This is a genomic window from Streptomyces sp. WI03-4A (assembly GCF_033792105.1).
In the GTDB taxonomy this organism is placed as follows: domain Bacteria; phylum Actinomycetota; class Actinomycetes; order Streptomycetales; family Streptomycetaceae; genus Streptomyces; species Streptomyces collinus_A.
Genome location: NZ_JARAUO010000002.1, coordinates 300,703 through 317,550 on the forward strand (window position 1 = coordinate 300,703; position 16,848 = coordinate 317,550).

The following is a 16,848-nucleotide window of genomic DNA, read 5'->3' on the forward strand; positions in this document are numbered from 1 at the left end:
CACGGCCACCGTCAAGGACAACTTTGCTGCCGATGCCGTCGGCCGCCACCACCAGATCGGCGTCCAGACCCGTGTCGCCGCAGTCGACTCGAACCGTGCCGGGGTCGCTCTGCTCGACCGAGCCCGCCTCAGAGTCGTTCAGCAGTGAGGCGTTTCTGCTCGAACTGGCCGACAGGAGGGAGGAGATCCCAGCCGTGCTCGCTGAAGAACCGCCCCAGGCCAGCCCCTCCGCTCCCCCGCCGGCGCCGACCGGAACGGTCGGCCGCCAAGCGCGGGCCGGCGGCCCCGCCGGGGGCGGGGTTCAGAACCGCAGAGTGAGCCGTCGCGGTGACCGGAAGCCGCGTCCGCTCACGCCATCGGTGTCCAGAGCGGGGCCGGACGGCCGCGTCGGCGTGGGCTCGGCCACGCGGAGCAGTCCGGCGAGGATCTCCTCGGCCTCGAGCGCGGCGAGGTGCCGGCCCAGGCAGAGGTGCGGGCCTGATCCCACGGCCAGGTGCGGCAGGGGCCGGCGATGGGGGTCGAAGCGGTCCGCGGCGGCCCAACGGCTCTCGTCCCGGTTGGCCGACGCCAGGTTGACGCAGACTGAATCGCCCGCGCGCAGCCGCACGCCGCACAGTTCCGTGTCAGCCGTGCAGCGTCGCAGGACCCAGGTCAGCGGGCACTCCCATCGCCAGCACTCCTGAACCAGGGCCGGGGTGAGGGACGCGTTCACGCGGACGGCCTCCAGGACCGTCGGATCGTGCAGGACCGCGTACATCAGGGTGGCGAGGGCGCGGAACGGGGGTTCCGTGCCGGTGGAGAGCAGCAGGCGGACCGCGGGCAGGAGGGCGGCTGGGTGCGAGCCGATGGCTGGGTCCTCGCAGCGCAGCAGTCGCCCCACAACGCTGTCCGCGGACCACGCCGACGGCGTGCCGAGCCACTCCGTCACCGCGGTGGCGATCTTGCCGTCGGTGTCGTCGAGCAGGCCGACCGCCCAGGTGTACAGGGTGCCGATCCGTGTTCCGGGCGGGAACCCGATGATGCCCGCGATGGTCGTCAGCGCGACCGGGAACGCGAGCTCGCCCACCAGGTCCCCTCCCCCGCGGCCGGCCATCGCCGTCAGCCGGGACTGGACGTCCGCGCGCAGCCGCGTCTGCCACCCGGCGGCCGCTTGCCGGTGGAAGCCTCGATTCAGGACGGTGCGCCAGGCCCGGTGCTCGCCGCCGTCCATCTCGAGGAAGGACCGGCCGACCACTTGGCCCATGCTGTCGGCGTAGGCGGAGGACGAGAAGGTGTGCTCGTCGCGCAGGACCCGGTCGGCAGCGGCGAAGGACACCACGTGCCACACCGGTGTGCCGGTGGTGCCGGGGAGGTCCTCCCCGGTGAAGACCCGTTCCAGGGTCGACCGGTGCACCGCGCCGGTCCGGCGCAGGGCGGCGAACTCCGTGTGTGGATCAGCGGCCCCCGGTCCGCCCTGGTCCGTGTCGAAGGCGCTGACCAGGGCGTGTGCTGCGGCCAAATCCTTCTCGACGCCGCCGGGGCCGGCCTCGAGAAGCGGCGGTGCGGCCGTCATGGCGTGCCGCCCCAGGCGCGGCCGGGGGCTGCGGCGGCACCGTCGGCGTCCTCCTCGGTGAGGGTCCGCACGGCGGTGCACAGGCGCCGCTCCTGGGGGCGGCGCAGCCGGTTGCCGACCGTGGCGGACGGTTCGGGTGCGGGCGGGCGCACGTCGAAGTCGAGGCGCCGCAGGAAGGCGATGCCCGTGGTCCAGCCCTCCGGACAGGTGGCCGTGACACGTCGCGTCCCCCGGCCTGCGGCCTCCCGGAGCAGGTACCGCGCCGCCCGGAGGCCGAGCCCCGTCCCTCGGGCGTGTGGCCCGACCAGGAACAGCCCCACCGAACAGGTGGCGGGCTCCGGGTGGCCCTCCACGGCGTCGACGAGACCCACTGGGCGGTCTTCGTGCTCCAGCACCAGGAGATGTTTGCCGGCGAAGTCCGCACCGTCCGGCAGGGAGTAGTACAGGCTCTGCACATCCGCCGGCAGAGCGGTCGAGCCGGTGGCGGCGACGAAGTAGTCGCCGCAGTCCGTCAGCAGCCGGGAGACGGCGGGCTCGTCCTCGGGGCGCAGTGGCCGGACGGCGGGCCCGCCCGGGATACGCGTCGTGCTGGGTTCCATCGGCTCACACCACCTGGCCTTGTCGCACGTACGCCGGCCGCGAGGTCCGGTGGTCGGCCGGGCCGCGGTACAGGAACCCGAACCGCACCAGGGCGTCGGTGCCGGCCGGGTCCGACTGGGGCTCCTCGCCGTTCGTCCATCGCTCCCACGTCCCGACGGCCGAGCCGCGCAGCCGGACCGTCACTCCGGTGACCGGGTTGGTGAGGCAGTGGACGCCGTCGCGGCTCTCCACCGCGATGCCGATCTCGGGCCGGAGCCGGCCGGGGACCGGTCCGGCCCGTCGCCGCGAGGGCACCAGGAATCCGTGCCGTACGAGCAGCGCCGCGGTGGCGGCGGGGCCGGCGCCCAGGTAGCGGCACTCGTGTGCGTCCAGCCAGGTCTCCAGGTCGCGCCACATCGAGCCGTCGAGCTCCCGCCAGTCCGCGTCCCGCGCGTTGAGCTGCAGGAACCGGTCGTGCCGCGGGTGGTAGAGCGCGGTCGCGGGGCCGGTCTCCGTCTCGGTGGCCGGCCAGGGAACCCGGCTGTACGTCACGTCCGGGTCGAGGCGGAGCCGGGCCTCGGGATCCGGCGGCGGCCAGTCGAACAGCGGCACGTCGGGGGTCTCGGGCAGCGGCGCCCCCGCACAGGCCCGCAGGAACGTGAATTCCTCGATCTCCCGGGCCAGCGGGTCGCGGGCGGCCCGGAACCAGACGTTCGTGTCGCTGACGGACTCCGCCGCCGTCTCGGCGATCCGCACGCTGTCCCGCTGGGACATGCCCGAGCCGACCGTGTAGTCGCGCCGCAGGCTCAGGTCGTCCCCGGGCGCCGGGGGCTCGATGCGGACGTCGAAGGCATCGGGCCGCGTGCCGACCGGCGAGTGCACGTCGAGCACGAACGGCGAGCCGCCCCACGTGGTGTGCGCGACTCCGTACGTGTGCACGGACAGACGCCGTACCGCCTCCGCGAACGCCACGGTCCGCGCCGCTTCCTGCTCGGTCTCTCCGGGGAAACCGTGGATGACGAACAGGTGCAGGGGCACGCCCGCGGAGAGCATGGCCTCGATGTTCGCGCAGGCGTCGTCGATCCTGGTGCCTTTGCGCATGAGGTCGAGGACGCGTTGACTGGCCGACTCCAGGCCGAAGTTCATCCGGCGGCACCCGGAGGCGTGCAGCAGTTCGGCCAGTTCCCCGTCGAGGCCGCGTGCGAACCGGGTCTCGCCGTACCAGCGCACGCCGGCCGACGTCCGCACCAGTGCCTCGGCGACGTGGCGCAGCGTGCGCAGGCTCATGATCTCGTCGACGAACATGAAGTACGGGGACCCGACGTCCCTGCGCAGCCGGCCGATCTCGTCCACCACCGCTTCCGCGGGACGCTGCCGGAAGGAGTTGCTGGCGAAGGGGATCGAGCAGAACGCGCAGTCCCAAGGGCAGCTGCGGGAGGCGTAGACGGGCAGGATCGGGCCGGGCGCGAGGTATTTGTCCAGGGGCAGGTCGGCGTAGGCGGGCGTGGCCGCGGTGGTGATGTCGGCGCTCTGCCGCGGGGTCCGCAGCAGGATGCCGTGGTCGTCCCAGACGGCGCCGGGGATCTTCTCGCGGAAGTCTCCCTCGCCCTCGGCGGGCGCGTCCAACGCGTCCACGACGGCGGCGAGTGCTCCCTCGCCCTCGCCCGTCACGACCGTGTCGACGTGGTCGAACAGCGGGTGGCGGCGCTGCCAGCGGTCCACCAGCCGGGTCGCGTAGTTGCCGCCGAGCACGACGTGCACGTCCGGCCGGAACTCCCGCAGCATCCGCAGGAACGTGACGCCGGCGATCAACTGGGTGTCGGCGGACATGCTCAGCCCGACGACACCGACCTGCGCATCGAGGAAGCGGTCACGGTCGAGCATGTGGTCGAAGGCCCAGCGGTAGGGGTTGCCGTCCGGGTCCTCCGTCGCCGCGAGCACCTGCGCCGTCGATTCGGCCGAGTACGCACAGGTGTTGGACACCAGGTCGAACTCGCAGTCGGGAAAGGCGCCGGAGATCAGCCACAGCGCGTCGCGCAGGGTGCGCCGGGCCCGGTGGAAGGCGTCCGGTTCGTGCAGGGTCGGCATTGACTTCAGCCGCGCCTTGGCCTCTTCGACCCCGGCGATCGCGGCAGGGGCGACCAGCAGGGCGCGCCGGCGCGCCCATTCGTCGCGCAGGCCGACCGCCCGACGCCGGTGCGCCTTGTCGCGCAGCCGCGTGAGGGCGGCCTCGGACAGCATCCAGTCGACGCACTCGATGCTCAGGTCGTAGGCGGCGGCCTCGTACCCGCGGGCCCGCAGGTCACCGAGGAGCAGGGGCACCGCCAGGTGCGGCGCGTACGCGTTCCACAGGGGTGGGTTCACCAGGACGGTCTTCTTGCCCATCTTCTCCCCATCGGTCTTCGGGACCGGCCGGCATCCGGGAGCGTGCCCGGATGCCGGCCGGCACGACGTCGGCAGGCGACGTCGTTACTCGCCTTCCGCCCCCGTCTGCGGCGTCGCCGCGGACGTCTCCGGCCGCTTGGCCTTCATGGACGGCAGCAGGGCGTACTGCGCGCCCGTGCGTACTTCGGGCTGCACCACCTCCACCGCCGGGCCCTCACCGGTCGCGCTGGCCGCGGCCATGAGCTGCTCGAGGTCCGTCTTCTTCCTGGTCATGACTGTCACCTCCTTCCCGTCAGGGCCGAGTCGGCTGCCTCGGCGGTCACCAGCCCGCCGTCGACGAGCTGGGCCATGGCCGACTCGAACGCCTCCTTGAGTTCCGTTTCACCGATCCGGCCCTTGTTGAGCTGCTCGAACGAGGCGTAGATCTGTGATCCGGACGATCCGTCGCACAGTTCGGTCACCACCCAGGCCACCGGGTTGAGGTAGTGGATGGCGGGCTTGTGCGGGGTGTAGGCGAGCATGCAGTTCCACTCCGGGATCGGGCGGAACCGGGCTGAGGAACTCTGCTCAAAGCAGTCGGCTCGTCGCCGGTACGGCAGGACGGACGCGTCGTTCCTCAAGGTCGTCGGGGAGCTGTGAGACATCGATGCCTCCGTCGGTCTCGGAGCAGAAGGGGTCGGGGGCGTCCCAGCGGCCGGTGAAGGCGAACGCCGTGGACCTGCAACCTCCCGAGGAGCCCTGGGTCTCCTCGCAGTCGCCGCAGCCGCCGTCGACGTGTCCGGAGCGGTTGCTCACGTAGACCGGGTTGTTCCAGGTCTCCAGGAAGCTCACTTCACGGACGTTGCCGTAGTCGGCGTAGTCCCGCAGGTAGGCACAGCCGACGGAGCGGCCGGTGGCGTCGACGCCGGCGTTCTGCCAGCAGCAGTTGCCGTCCTTGGGATGCCAGGAGGTCATCAGGTGCACCGACGCGGGAACGCTCAGCGCGTCCAGCGCGGCCATCTGATCGGGCAGGCGCAGCGCCAGTTCCTTCCATTGGGTGCGAGCCCGTCCCAATGGGTAGAGCCGCAGTACGCCGACCCGTGGCACGCCGAGTTCGGCGGCCATGTCGAGCACCTGCTGCAGTTCGCCGACGTTGCGCCGGGTCATGATGACCAGGAGGACCACGGGCAGCCCGGCGGCCTGGGCGTTCTTCAGTCCGTCGATGGTCCGGGCGAAGCTGCCGTCGACGCCGACGTGCCAGTCGTGGGTGACGGCCGTCGCCCCCATGACGTCCACGTACACCTCGCCGACACCGATCTCCTTCAGCCGCCGGGCGACCTCGGGGGTCAGCAGGGTGGCGTTGGTGCGGACGCGGGTCATGACGTGCGGGGTCAGCTCGCTCAACACCTCCAGGACGTCGGGGCGGTTGAGCGGCTCCCCGCCCTCGACGAAGACCTCGATGAGCCCGGAGTCGGCCATCTCCCTGATGAGCGCGGCGTATTCGTCGCGGCTGAGTTCGCCGTCCCGCGGCCGGGAGGAGCAGTCGCCGTAGCACTGACGGCACTTCAGGTTGCACGACTGGGTGACTTGCAGCCAGCTCTTGAGTGGCTGGTGGAGCACGAGTTCCATGGGTCTCCGTCCTGATCGGCACGGGGGCGGACGCGCCTCGCGCCGAAGGGAAACGGCGGGGCGCTGGGCGCGTCGGGGCACGGTACGGCCGCGAAGTCTTCGTCCGCTGTCGTCGCGGCGGGGTTACGAGGCCACCGGCACGCCGGTAGCCGGACGCGGGGCCGTTCTGTCCTGGTGCACCTGCGTCAGCCAGCCCAGGAAGTCCCGGCCGGCCGGGCCGAGGCACGTGTCCGCCGACTGCGCCACCTTGCCGAGCAGGCTCGATGCCCTGAAGTCCGCCGTCAGCGCGGAACGTTCGAGTTGCGGGTCCGGGCTGGTGCGGGCACGTTCCTCGAACCAGGCGGCCAGGTGCACGTAGACGTGGGCGGCCGCGAGTGCCCGGTCGCGACCGGCCAGCGGGACACCGTCGATTCCCGGTGCCACTCGGGTGCGACCGTGGGGGCCGTGCGCGTGTCGTAGTCGGGAGCGAAGACCGACCGCGTCATCTGCAGGTCGTACAGGCGCAGGTGCACGAACTCGTGCACCATGGCCTCGGCCAGCCGCTCGGGCGTGCGCATGCAGCGCAGGGCGACGAACGCGGCGCCGGGGATCTCCCGGGTGGACGCACTGTCGAAGGCGTCGGGGCCGTCGACAGCGACGAGGTAGCGGGCGTGCCGGAACAGTCCCGCGCACAGGTCGGGCGCGGTGTCCGTCATCAGGTCCACGGCGTCCCGGGCGACCGCGACCTGGTCCGGAGTCAGCGGGGCGAGGTGATCGTCGCTTTCACCGGCGCTGAGGTGTTCACGGAACAGCGCGGTGAAGTCCTGGTGGGTGCGCGTCGGCGTGTCCGGGCGGCTGAGCAGGTCCACATGTCCGCGACTCGCGGCCAACACGCGCCGCGTTCCGGCCCGTTCCGCCTCCGCGGCGAGCGTGACCTCGCGCCTGTCACGCAGTTCACCCAGGAGGCCGGCCAACTCCTCCCGGCAGGACGGAACGTCACGGATCCTTCGCACGGCTCGGTCGAGCCGATGTCGTACGGTGGGTTCGAGGGCGGTGCCGAGTGCGATCCGGCGCCCGTCCGACGCGGCGGGCTGGATGTCGGGGACGACGCACTCGAGGAGGAAGTCGTAGGTTTCGTATAACCGGTTGAGGATATTGGCGGCATCGGCGAAAACAGGATGCCGAGCCAGCGCCACAATCCTGGGCTCTCGCATACTGGTGTCCCTGCTCGGAAGCCGACCTCAGGGACCGGAATCACAGCCCGGTCAGAGGGTCGAATCATGCCGGAATTGACGTGACGAACAGTCAATTCAGCGTTATTCGGGGTCACTTGCGTTACATCGAACGTGCCATGGGCCACAACGGATGTCAACCACACGGTCGTTGTAGTGCACAATGCACGTGCGACTCGGAAAAGAAGAATTAAAGTCCGTTCACCCATGGGTGCGGAGGAGCCGGCTCCGGGTACCGGGGCATGGTGTGGTGTATCACGAGGGAAACGACCCGCCATCGAGTCCTGCCTCCCCCGCCGACGCGGAACGTGCGGACCTCATGAACTTCGGCTCCCGGTCCGCCGTCCCCTTCCTTCCTCGCCGTGCGACCCCGCTGGGCCGACTGGTCGTCGCCAACGCGCTCAGTTCGGTCGGGGACGGCGCGCGGCTCGCCGCGCTGCCCCTGCTGGCGGCCACCGTCACGCACGATGTGCTCTGGGTCTCCGCGGTCGCGGCCGCCGGCCGCGCGGCCTGGCTGCCGGCGCCGATCATCGGCACCCTGGTGGACCGCATGCCGGCGCGCCGCTCCCTGGTGGGCGCCGATCTGGCGCGCTGCGCCGTGCTGACCGTGCTGTGCGCGGGCGTGGCCACGGGACGGATGCCTGTCGCGTTGCTGATGTCGGCGGCCTTCCTGTGCGGAATCGCCGAGGTGTTCTTCGACAGCGCGGCCCAGGCGGTGGTGCCGCGACTGGCCGCGGACCAGGAGCTGGAGCGGGCGAACGCCCACATCATCGCCGCGCAGATCACCGGGACCGGTTTCCTGGGGCCCCCGCTCGGGGCAGCGCTGTGGGCGGTCGGACGGCCGTGGCCGTTCGCGGTGGACGCGCTGACGTTCCTCGTATCGGCGCTGCTGCTCAGGGGCTTGACCGCGCACGCGCCGACAGGGTGGAGGGAACGCGGCGCGCGGGCGGAGCGTGGTGTCGCCGGCCTGCTGCGCGGCACCTGGTCCGGTCTGCGGCTGCTCGCGCAGGACCGGGTCCTGCGCCGCCTGATGCTGGTGGTCGCGGTGCTCGGCGTAGGCCAGCAGGCGGTCTACGCGGTGCTGGTGGTGTACGTGGAGGGCAGGCTAGGCCTGCCGCCCTGGGGGTACGGCCTGATGCTGGTGGCAGCGGCCCTCGGCAGCCTGGCCGGCGCCAGGGCGGCACCCGGGACGGCACGGCGGCTGGGCACCGCACGGAGCCTGGTGGTGTCCTTGACCGTGTCCGCGCTCGGCTACCTGGTCGTCGCGGTGGTGCCCTGGTGGCCTCTGGTGGCCGTGATGCTGGCCGTGAACAGCGCCGCCGTGGTGCTGTGGAACGTCTGCACGGTCTCGCTGCGGCAGCGGCTCGCTCCGCCGCACATGCTGGGCCGTGTCACCAGCGGATACCGCCTCGCCGCCTGGGGGACCATGCCCGTAGGCGCAGCGCTGGGCGGCGTCCTGGCGGGGCACGTGGGCCCCGGCGCCCCGTGGGCCGCGGCAGGCCTCTTGCTCCTGGGCTGCCTTCCCCTGCTCTACCGGATGCCGTCGCCGGAACGATCGGATGACCCCGGCACGGAAGGGGCTGCGCAGTCGGCCGAGGACGAGCAGGCGCCTCCTGCCTGATCTGTGCAACCTACGCGATTACCCTCTCTCTGCGTCATCAGGCCCTTCGCGTGCGGATGCGCGGGCAGGATATGCAGAACAGGGAGACCAAGCAGGCAGAGCCGCACGTTTCCCTCCACTTCTCGGAGCCTACGCGCGGTCCCGCACGATGATTTTGCCGGTGTTCTCGCCGTGCAGCATGCCGAGGAACGCGTCCACGATGTGCTCGAAGCCGTCCACCACCGTCTCATCCAGTGCCAGCCGGCCGCTCTGCAGATGAGGGACCGCGAACTCGTACAGTTCGTCCTGCAGATCACGGTAGTTGCTGACCAGAAAGCCCTCCATGCGGAGGCTCTTTTCCACGATGTCCGAGTAATTGATGTGCGGCGGGGGCGCGTCCGGGGCGTTGTAGCGGCTGATCGTGCCGACCCGGACGATGCGCCCGAACTCGCGCAGTGCGCCCACCGCGGCGGCCAGTTGTTCACCGCCGACGTTGTCGACGAAGACGTCGACGCCGTCCGGCGCGGCTTTGGCAAGCAGTTCAGCGGCGGGGCCGTCGTGGTAGTCGAACGCCGCGTCGTAGCCCACGTCCCGGGTCAGGTGGTCGACCTTGGCCGCCGAGCCCGCGCTGCCCACGAGTCGGCCGGCGCCCAGCAGCCGGGCGAACCGACCCGTGGCGGTGCCGACGCCGCCCGCCGCGGCGGAGACGAAGAGGTCGTCACCCTCGCGGAGTCGGGCGATGCGGGTGAGGCCTACGTAGGCGGTCAGTCCGGTGCCGCCGAGGACGCTCAGGTAAGCCGTCAGGGGGACCCCGTCGAAGCGGGGGAGTTTTCGGATCTCCTCGGGCCGGACCACGGAGTGCGTGCGCCAGCCCTGCCGGTGGAACACGATCTCGCCCTCGGTCAGCTCCGGCGTCCGCGAGGCGACGACGCACCCGAGAGTCCGGCCCTCGAGTGGTGAGCGGAGTGCGAAGCCGCCGGGCACATCGTCCATCATCTCGCGGTGGTACGGGTCGACGGACCAGAAGAGGTTCTTCACGAGCGCGGTCCCGACGGCAGGATCGGGAATCGCGGACTCGACGAAGACGAAATCCTGGGGCGTGGGGAAGCCGTGGGGGCGGGCGGTCTGCTGGACGGTGATCGCGTTCTCGGACATGACGGTGACCGTAGAACGGGAATGGGACCCTCGGGCAGGCGGTTGGGCTCATGTGACGCGCCGTTCCATGAATTGTTCTCATACCCTGAGGTGAGCGCCCTGTGGCCCGCACGACCGACACCGATCTCGCTCCGCGCGAACTGCGCATCCTGGTGGCGGTTGCGGACGCCGGCGGCTTCTCGGCCGGGGCCGAGGCACTGGGCCTGACGCAGTCCGCGGTCTCCCACTCGGTGCGCGGCAGCGAGCGCAAGATCGGCGCCGTTCTGTTCGAACGCGGCCGCAGCGGTGCGACACCCACTCCGGCGGGAGAGAAGGCGGTGGCGCATGCACGCCGTGTCCTGCGGCTGCTGGACGTGCTCGTCGCCGAGGCGCGGGAAGCCTCCCGGTCACAGGCGACGCGGGAGCCGGAGGGCCCGCTGCGGATCGCGGCCTTCCGCAGCACCGCGCTGCACCTGATGCCGCCGGTCCTGCAGCGGCTGCGCGCGCGGTATCCCGAGATCGAGCCGCAGGTACGGATCGTTCGCGAGGTCGGGCGCGGCACGGCGGGCGAGGTGGCCGACGGGCGGTCGGATCTCGCCGTCGCCACCTTGGAGGGAGCACGGCTGCCGACGGGGCTGGTGGCGAGCGGCCTCTTCGAGGAGAGCTATTTCCTGGTGCACCCGGCCGGACACCCCGCTCCACGCTCGCTGCCCCTGGTCGACTGGGCCGAGAACTGCGGCTCGTACACCCGGGCCTGGTGGGGCGCTCAGGACTGGATCCCGAGGGCCACGATCGAGGCCGAGGACGACGGAGCAGTGCTCTCGCTTGTGAGCGGGGGACACGGAATGGCGATCATGCCCGCGCTCTCCCTGGTCGGAGCACCGGACTCGGTCGAGATCACCGATCTCGGTCCGGAGCGCCCAACGCGCCGTATCGGCTACGTGACCACCCCGGAGCTTGCCGGCTCCGCCGTCGTACGCGCTCTGGTGCGGGAGCTGCGGGCCGCCAGCGCCCAGGACTCTGCTCGGCTCCGCGCCCACACCCGCGCACCGGCGGCGTCCCTCTCAGCCGGATGAAGTCCACGGCTGGGACGCATGTCATCCCTGACGCCCCCTGCGGTTCGCCGGCACCGCCACAGGAGGCATGCCCCACAGCGGTCACTCCCCGGCCCGTGGGTGGCCTGTCCCCATCGTGGTGGGCGGATCCGACCGCATGCTGCCATCGGCTCTTCGCCCGGCGCTAGCCACCGCCGTTCTTCCACGACACCGTCACCTGCAGATGGCCGGCGGCCCTGCCCTTGGTGATCACCGCGCCGGCCTCGACCGCCAGATCCACGCCGAACTCGACCGTGATCTCGTCGGGCCGCGCCTTGCGGAGCTGGTCGAGGGCCGCCTGTGCCGCCTCCGTGATCGGCTCCAGAGCATCCTGCAAGGTGCCGGGCACCTCCCGGACGACGTCTCCGAAGCGCCCAGCCTTCACCGGGCCCTCCACCCCCGCCGAGGCCTCCACCAGGACGAAGCCTCCGCCCTCCAGCGGAATCCGGTTCAGCGGTGTCAAGGTGGCTCCTGCGTTGCTCGAGGGCGTTCGTCAGGGATCCCGGCCAGCATCCGGCCGCGCGGTCGATCCCGCAGCCCGGAGTGAGCCATACGCAGGAGACGACGCCACATCGGCCGGGTGCAGCCCACCAGCCGTCCGGCCGCCCGGCTGGACTTCGCTGTGGCCGCGGCCATGAGGCGCGCCCACCCGCCTGGCGCAAGCGGATGCGATGTCGGCGCGGCCGTGCCGCATGGGCCCACACGTGGGCTCGAGAGGACGATCACCGCTCGTACGGCGCTCGATCCGATGCGCGTCCGTCGTTGGAATGAGGTGTCCGAAGGCGTCTGGTGTGTCGCCGTTCGAGCCCCCGGATTGCAGGAACAGTGGGACGCACGTGCCGTCGACGTCGGGAGCTCGCTCATGAGTGTGCGTGTAGCCGTGGTCTACTACAGCGCCACCGGTAATGTTCACCAGCTGGCGGAGGCTGTGGCTGAGGGCGCCGCCGGCCGCAACGCGGAGGTGCGGCTGCGTCGTGCGCAGGAGCTGGCGCCGGACACCGCCATCGACGCCAATCCCGCCTGGCGCGCGCATGTCGACGCCACCAAGCACGAGGTGGCGGAGGCGACGCTGGACGACCTGGAGTGGGCGACCGCCTACGCCTTCGGCACGCCGACCCGGTTCGGCAACGTGGCCTCGCAGCTGAAGCAGTTCATCGATCGCACGGGCGGCCAGTGGCAGGCGGGCGTCTTCCACAACAAGCCGGCGACCAGCTTCACGTCGGCGATGAACCGCCACGGCGGTCAGGAGTCCACCCTGCTGTCGCTGAACAATGTCTTCTACCACTGGGGTTGCATCATCGTGCCTCCCGGGTACACGGACCCGCTGGTGTACGCGGCCGGCGGCAACCCCTACGGCACGAGCTGGCCCAGCGGCGGCGGAGAAGGACCGGACGAGGCGACGCTGGAGGCCGCGCGATACCAGGGTCGGCACCTGGCCGACGTCGCCGACCGACTGCGCGGGTGAAACACCCCTGGGGAAGGAAGAGCGAGGGCCACCCATGCTGAGGTGGCCCGACCGTCAGGTGCCGGTGCCGGTGTCCATGTCGGTGCGCGCCAACATGCCTTTGAGCAGCCCTGTCGCCTGGCCCACCTCAATCCGGAACCTGATCGACGACGGGGAGGGAGACCGCTCCCTGGCCGGCCTGGCCCCTTAGCGGGCACGCGACGCCCGCCCGTGCGGCTCCGGTACGGTCCTTGAGTCGTCCTGGATCGCCCGCCGTCGCGACAGCCTGGTTGATAGCCTGTCGCGATGGATGAGCCATTGGACGAGGGGCCGTTCTTTCACGGCACAAAGGCCGAGTTGCGGGTCGGAGATCACCTCACCGCTGGTTTCCGTTCCAACTATCGGCCCGAAATCGTGATGAACCACATCTACTTCACCGCCTTGCGCGACGGCGCGGGACTCGCCGCGGAGCTCGCCGCCGGCGACGGGGTCCCGCGGGTCTACGTCGTCGAACCGACCGGGGAGTTCGAGAACGACCCGAACGTCACCGACAAGAAGTTCCCCGGCAATCCGACTCGCTCCTACCGCAGCAGGGAACCGCTGCGGATCGTTGGCGAGGTCACCGACTGGACGCGACAGACGCCCGAAGCCCTGCAGATGTGGCGGGACCGGCTGGCCGCGATCCTTGCGGATGACCGCGCCGAAATCATCAACTGACGGTTTCGGGGAATGGCCGTCTGGTCGTCAGGGGTGGAAGATCGGCTGCCCCGCCCTTCCCGGCAGGCGGTGACACGCGAAGAGCGACACGCGCCCGAAGGTGGCCCGGCCGGGGTCCGGGCCACCTTCGGCCGATGCGTTCAGGCGGGCTGCGGCGGGGCGGGCGTCGCCGGAGCGGACGGCACCTTGCGGGTCTCGCGCATGATCAGCAGGCCGTTGACCACCATCAGTGTCGCGGTCAGGCCGTGGACACCGAGCGCGGTGGCGACAGAGCCGTGGTGGGCCAGCACTGTGGTCATGTCGCCGTAGGCGGCGAGGGCTTCCACCAGCAACACCCAGCCCAGTGCCCGCCGGTGGCCCGTCAGCAGCAGGACGCCCAGGACCAGGGCCAGAACGACGTCGCGGACTCCCTTGATGATCAGGAACCCGTCGCCGTCGCCGGACGGCCAGCTCGGCAGGCCGAAGCCCGGCGCCGTCGTCTCCGGGCTCAGGATGAACTCCGTCCCGAACCAGAGGATGAAGAGGATGAAGGCGGCGGTCAGCAAGGTGTTGATCTTCTTCAGCGGCATGGTGCTCCTCTCCTTGCGAGTCTTCGTGAGCGGGGCTGGTGAGCCGTGGGCTCAGGTGAGGGTGGTGACCAGCAGGACGAAGGCGGCGATGATGACGGCGACGCGGACGTAGTGCCAGCGCTGCCAGCGGTCCAGCTGCTGCTTCCAGTCCTCGGGCCGGTTCTCGGGGGTCCACGTCTTGTTGCGGTTGTTGATCGGGACGAGCAGCAGGATCGACATCACCACGCTGAGGAGCAGCAGCGCGGCGGCGGTGACGACGAGGCCGACGTGGTCGTGGTGCCGTCCGGCGACGGCCCAGAGCGCGACGAGGACGAGCGAACCGAGGTACCAGACCGGCATCACGGCGCCGAGCAGCCGGCCCCCGTGGGCGTGGCCGAGTTGGCCGCTGTCCTCGGGGAGGGCGTTGAGGATCGGGTTGATGACGAAGAGGACGGAGAACTCCACCCCCACCATCAGGCCGACGGTCACGGTGGTGACGACCTCGAGCGTGCTGAGCATGATGACCCCCGTGATGGCTAGTGCTGCTAGCGGATGAGGCAACGCTAGTACTACTGCCGCTCGATTGTCTAGCAGTGCTAGAATCAAATCATGTCGGTACAAGAACGCAAGGAACGCGAACGGGCGGAGCGCGAGCGCCTCATCGTGGCGACAGCCCGCGAACTCGCCGAGCAGCAGGGCTGGGACGCGGTCACCACCCGCCGCCTCGCCGAGTGCATCGAATACAGCCAACCCGTGCTCTACAGCCATTTCCGCGGCAAGCGCGAGATCATCGGCGCCGTCGCCCTCCAGGGCGCCACCGAGATGGCCGTGGCGGTGCGGGCCGCGACCGCCGCCGCGGACAGCCCACGCGCGCGGGTCGCCGCCCTCGCCCACGCCTACCTCGACTTCGCCGCACGCAACCCGGCGGTCTACGACGCCATCTTCCAGCTCGACGGCGGTCTGGCGTACGCGCGGGAGGACACTCCCGAACCTCTCAAGGACGCTTTCGCCGCGCTGCTGGAAAGCCTGGGCGAGGTCGCCGGGGACGGCGTCGACCCCGGGCTGTTCACCGAGGTGTTCTGGGCGTCCTTGCACGGGGTGGCGACTCTGACCCGGTCGGGGCGACTGCCGCCGGAGTACACCGAGTCGAGGGTGGAACTGCTGGTGGACCGGCTCGCGAGTCTGTGACTGCGGGAGATCCGCCGCCCGGCGCTGTGGTGGCTGGTCCGAACGGGGTCCGAGCCGCCCCTGATCAGATGTCAGGAACCGAACGGCGGCCCTCAGCCCTCCTCGGCGGCGTGCGAGGTGGGGATTTCCCCCGCACGGTTGGGCCGGGCAGCCGGATACCGCACCCGGCCCTGACTGAAGATCCTTGAAGGGCTGGAGCGGGACAGGCTGACGAGGAGGGTCATCGTGCGCACGGGGGACGGGCGAAGCGGGGCGGGCAAGAGGCTCGCAGGACGAACGCGGGGCACGCGTAGGGCGGTTGCCGTGCTGCTCGCAGTGGTGGCCGGTCCGGCGGCGGCCGCGGGTCCCGCCGTCGGGGCACCCGGTGCGTCCGGTGCGGCCGACGGTGTGGACGGTGTATGGCGCAGTGACGGTTACGGCACCGTACTGGCCCTGGATGACGGGCAGCTCCGGGAATATCAGACGACCGCCGTGAGCTGTCTGCCCGGCGACAGCGCGCAGTTCACCGGCCGCAGCGCCGACGGCACGGCGCTCTACACAGGCGACGACGAGACCGTCTACCGGATACGCGCCCAGGGACGCGGCCGCGCACGCCTGCATGCCGACGGCTCCGTCGGCGACCGCCGGCTGCTCCGTCTTCCCGCGCTGCCCGGCAGGTGCACGCAGGCGAAACCGGCGGGCGCACGGGCGGCCTTCGACGTCTTCTGGCAGACGTTCGAGGAGAACTATCCCTTCTTCGCCGCCAAACACCTCGACTGGCACGCGGTGCGGGACCGCTACCGGGCGAAGGTCCACGACGGGATGCCGGACGGTGAACTGTTCGCGCTGCTGCGGGCGATGGTGCGACCGCTGCACGACGCACACGTGTTCCTCGACGCCGGCGACACCGGGTTCTTCGCCCAGGGCCGCCCCGGCACCGTGGTCCCCTCCCCCGAACTCGACCAGAAGGCCCAGCACTACGTCGAACGGCAGGACCTCGCCGGTACCGCGCCGCGAAGCTTCGCAGGCGGCCGCATCGGCTACGCCCGGCTGACCGACGGCACCGGCTACCTGCGGATATCAGGCTTCGGCGGATACGACAGCGCGAGCCGCGCCTACGCACGCGACAGCGCTGTTCTGGACGGCGCGCTGACCGAGGTCATCACGCCCCACCTGAAGCACCTGATCCTGGACCTGCGGATCAACGGCGGCGGCTCCGACGCGCTGGCACTGCAGGTCGCCGAACGCCTCACCGACCACCCCTGTTTCGCTTACGCCAAGCGCACCCGCGACAACCCGCACGATCCGACAGGGTTCACCCGCCCGCAGCCGGTCCGCGTCACCCCCGCCCCCGGGCGACACCGATACACCGGGCCCCTGGCAGTGCTCACCGGCGGCGAGACCTACAGCGCCGGCGAGACCCTGACCCAGGCCCTCATGCAGCGCCCGGCCTTCACCGTCCGGGCAGAACACCCAGGGCGTCTTCTCCGACATCCTGACCCGCACCCTGCCCGACGGCTGGACCTTCGGTCTCCCGAACGAGGAATACCTCACGCCCTCCGGCACCACGTTCGACGGCCCCGGCATCCCTCCCGACATCCGCGCCGGCGACTTCGTCCACGACATCAGCCGGGGAACGCCGGACTCGGCCTTCACGCAGGCCCTCGCCGCCCTGCGCGCCCACGACAGCCGGCCGCCCACCTCGGACGGCCCCGCCCGCAGGGGGTGAGGCCCCGGACGCCCTTGCTGCGTGCGACCGGCCCGCATTCGACACTCGCCGAGCAGGCTTTGCCCGTGCTCCTCGTGGCT

The 16,848-nt window shown here is 71.1% G+C and carries 17 protein-coding genes and 1 pseudogene; 7 read left to right on the forward strand and 11 right to left on the reverse strand.

What is annotated here, in order from left to right; genetic code table 11:
• Window positions 1-301: 301 nt before the first annotated feature.
• The 7 genes from PV343_RS04395 to PV343_RS04425 all read right to left on the reverse strand — a co-directional run bounded on the left by PV343_RS04395 (window position 302) and on the right by PV343_RS04425 (window position 7,317).
• Window positions 302-1,552 carry a cytochrome P450 gene (locus tag PV343_RS04395; RefSeq protein ID WP_319145419.1) on the reverse strand — a complete coding sequence of 417 codons (1,251 nt, stop codon included), beginning with the start codon at window positions 1,550-1,552 and terminating at the stop codon, window positions 302-304.
• Window positions 1,549-2,151: a GNAT family N-acetyltransferase gene (locus tag PV343_RS04400; protein ID WP_319145420.1), complete on the reverse strand. Its 603-nt coding sequence runs from the start codon at window positions 2,149-2,151 to the stop codon at window positions 1,549-1,551. The genes PV343_RS04395 and PV343_RS04400 overlap by 4 nt, the downstream gene beginning before the upstream one ends.
• Window positions 2,152-2,155: 4 nt before the next feature.
• The gene (locus PV343_RS04405; protein ID WP_319145421.1) at window positions 2,156-4,516 is read right to left on the reverse strand and encodes a radical SAM protein; all 2,361 of its coding nucleotides are present in this window, start codon (window positions 4,514-4,516) and stop codon (window positions 2,156-2,158) included.
• 84 nt (window positions 4,517-4,600) lie between these two features.
• The gene (locus PV343_RS04410; protein ID WP_319145422.1) at window positions 4,601-4,789 is read right to left on the reverse strand and encodes a hypothetical protein; all 189 of its coding nucleotides are present in this window, start codon (window positions 4,787-4,789) and stop codon (window positions 4,601-4,603) included.
• A gap of 5 nt (window positions 4,790-4,794) precedes the next feature.
• Window positions 4,795-5,037, reverse strand: coding sequence for a hypothetical protein (locus PV343_RS04415; protein ID WP_319145423.1), 243 nt, complete (start codon window positions 5,035-5,037; stop codon window positions 4,795-4,797).
• Window positions 5,038-5,083: 46 nt separating this feature from the next.
• Window positions 5,084-6,124 carry a radical SAM protein gene (locus tag PV343_RS04420; RefSeq protein ID WP_319145424.1) on the reverse strand — a complete coding sequence of 347 codons (1,041 nt, stop codon included), beginning with the start codon at window positions 6,122-6,124 and terminating at the stop codon, window positions 5,084-5,086.
• A gap of 281 nt (window positions 6,125-6,405) precedes the next feature.
• Entirely contained in the window at window positions 6,406-7,317 is a 912-nt protein-coding gene (locus PV343_RS04425; protein ID WP_319145425.1) for a hypothetical protein, read from the reverse strand.
• Between the two features lie 337 nt (window positions 7,318-7,654).
• Between PV343_RS04425 and PV343_RS04430 the strand changes: the two genes are divergently transcribed.
• Window positions 7,655-8,956 (forward strand): MFS transporter, encoded by a 1,302-nt coding sequence (locus PV343_RS04430; protein WP_319145426.1) that lies wholly within the window; start codon window positions 7,655-7,657, stop codon window positions 8,954-8,956.
• Between the two features lie 129 nt (window positions 8,957-9,085).
• Here the strand turns inward: PV343_RS04430 and PV343_RS04435 are convergent, their stop codons facing one another.
• Window positions 9,086-10,090 (reverse strand): NADP-dependent oxidoreductase, encoded by a 1,005-nt coding sequence (locus PV343_RS04435; RefSeq protein ID WP_319145427.1) that lies wholly within the window; start codon window positions 10,088-10,090, stop codon window positions 9,086-9,088.
• Between the two features lie 101 nt (window positions 10,091-10,191).
• Between PV343_RS04435 and PV343_RS04440 the strand changes: the two genes are divergently transcribed.
• Window positions 10,192-11,145 (forward strand): LysR family transcriptional regulator, encoded by a 954-nt coding sequence (locus PV343_RS04440; protein ID WP_319145428.1) that lies wholly within the window; start codon window positions 10,192-10,194, stop codon window positions 11,143-11,145.
• Window positions 11,146-11,308: 163 nt separating this feature from the next.
• Here PV343_RS04440 and PV343_RS04445 read toward each other — a convergent pair whose 3' ends face one another.
• On the reverse strand, window positions 11,309-11,626 hold the full coding sequence (locus PV343_RS04445) for a CU044_2847 family protein (RefSeq protein WP_319145429.1): 318 nt from the start codon (window positions 11,624-11,626) through the stop codon (window positions 11,309-11,311).
• A 399-nt stretch (window positions 11,627-12,025) separates the two neighbouring features.
• Between PV343_RS04445 and wrbA the strand changes: the two genes are divergently transcribed.
• Window positions 12,026-12,628, forward strand: a complete 603-nt coding sequence (gene wrbA / locus PV343_RS04450; RefSeq protein WP_319145430.1) for an NAD(P)H:quinone oxidoreductase — start codon at window positions 12,026-12,028, stop codon at window positions 12,626-12,628.
• 285 nt (window positions 12,629-12,913) lie between these two features.
• Window positions 12,914-13,324, forward strand: coding sequence for an NAD(+)--rifampin ADP-ribosyltransferase (arr, locus tag PV343_RS04455; protein ID WP_319145431.1), 411 nt, complete (start codon window positions 12,914-12,916; stop codon window positions 13,322-13,324).
• 140 nt (window positions 13,325-13,464) lie between these two features.
• On the opposite strand, the gene PV343_RS04460 is transcribed toward arr, so the two are convergent.
• Both PV343_RS04460 and PV343_RS04465 read right to left on the reverse strand, forming a co-directional pair.
• Entirely contained in the window at window positions 13,465-13,893 is a 429-nt protein-coding gene (locus PV343_RS04460) for a DUF4267 domain-containing protein (RefSeq protein ID WP_319145432.1), read from the reverse strand.
• Window positions 13,894-13,944: 51 nt separating this feature from the next.
• Entirely contained in the window at window positions 13,945-14,391 is a 447-nt protein-coding gene (locus tag PV343_RS04465; RefSeq protein WP_319145433.1) for a DUF1772 domain-containing protein, read from the reverse strand.
• A gap of 90 nt (window positions 14,392-14,481) precedes the next feature.
• On the opposite strand from PV343_RS04465, the gene PV343_RS04470 reads away from it, so the two are divergent.
• The 3 genes and pseudogenes from PV343_RS04470 to PV343_RS04480 all read left to right on the forward strand — a co-directional run bounded on the left by PV343_RS04470 (window position 14,482) and on the right by PV343_RS04480 (window position 16,768).
• Entirely contained in the window at window positions 14,482-15,060 is a 579-nt protein-coding gene (locus PV343_RS04470; RefSeq protein ID WP_319145434.1) for a TetR/AcrR family transcriptional regulator, read from the forward strand.
• Window positions 15,061-15,531: 471 nt separating this feature from the next.
• Window positions 15,532-16,422 (forward strand): annotated as a pseudogene (locus tag PV343_RS04475) (S41 family peptidase); the annotation flags it as partial.
• A gap of 124 nt (window positions 16,423-16,546) precedes the next feature.
• The gene (locus tag PV343_RS04480) at window positions 16,547-16,768 is read left to right on the forward strand and encodes a hypothetical protein (protein ID WP_319145527.1); all 222 of its coding nucleotides are present in this window, start codon (window positions 16,547-16,549) and stop codon (window positions 16,766-16,768) included.
• Window positions 16,769-16,848 lie beyond the last annotated feature (80 nt).

What these genes read in the sequence shown, in the direction of transcription:
- PV343_RS04395 (WP_319145419.1), bottom strand. Translation starts at nt 1,552, where the DNA reads ATGACGGCCGCACCGCCGCTTCTCGAGGCCGGCCCCGGCGGCGTCGAG.
- PV343_RS04400 (WP_319145420.1), bottom strand. Translation starts at nt 2,151, where the DNA reads ATGGAACCCAGCACGACGCGTATCCCGGGCGGGCCCGCCGTCCGGCCA.
- PV343_RS04405 (WP_319145421.1), bottom strand. Translation starts at nt 4,516, where the DNA reads ATGGGCAAGAAGACCGTCCTGGTGAACCCACCCCTGTGGAACGCGTAC.
- PV343_RS04410 (WP_319145422.1), bottom strand. Translation starts at nt 4,789, where the DNA reads ATGACCAGGAAGAAGACGGACCTCGAGCAGCTCATGGCCGCGGCCAGC.
- PV343_RS04415 (WP_319145423.1), bottom strand. Translation starts at nt 5,037, where the DNA reads ATGCTCGCCTACACCCCGCACAAGCCCGCCATCCACTACCTCAACCCG.
- PV343_RS04420 (WP_319145424.1), bottom strand. Translation starts at nt 6,124, where the DNA reads ATGGAACTCGTGCTCCACCAGCCACTCAAGAGCTGGCTGCAAGTCACC.
- PV343_RS04425 (WP_319145425.1), bottom strand. Translation starts at nt 7,317, where the DNA reads ATGCGAGAGCCCAGGATTGTGGCGCTGGCTCGGCATCCTGTTTTCGCC.
- PV343_RS04430 (WP_319145426.1), top strand. Translation starts at nt 7,655, where the DNA reads ATGAACTTCGGCTCCCGGTCCGCCGTCCCCTTCCTTCCTCGCCGTGCG.
- PV343_RS04435 (WP_319145427.1), bottom strand. Translation starts at nt 10,090, where the DNA reads ATGTCCGAGAACGCGATCACCGTCCAGCAGACCGCCCGCCCCCACGGC.
- wrbA (WP_319145430.1), top strand. Translation starts at nt 12,026, where the DNA reads ATGAGTGTGCGTGTAGCCGTGGTCTACTACAGCGCCACCGGTAATGTT.
- arr (WP_319145431.1), top strand. Translation starts at nt 12,914, where the DNA reads ATGGATGAGCCATTGGACGAGGGGCCGTTCTTTCACGGCACAAAGGCC.
- PV343_RS04460 (WP_319145432.1), bottom strand. Translation starts at nt 13,893, where the DNA reads ATGCCGCTGAAGAAGATCAACACCTTGCTGACCGCCGCCTTCATCCTC.
- PV343_RS04465 (WP_319145433.1), bottom strand. Translation starts at nt 14,391, where the DNA reads ATGCTCAGCACGCTCGAGGTCGTCACCACCGTGACCGTCGGCCTGATG.
- PV343_RS04470 (WP_319145434.1), top strand. Translation starts at nt 14,482, where the DNA reads ATGTCGGTACAAGAACGCAAGGAACGCGAACGGGCGGAGCGCGAGCGC.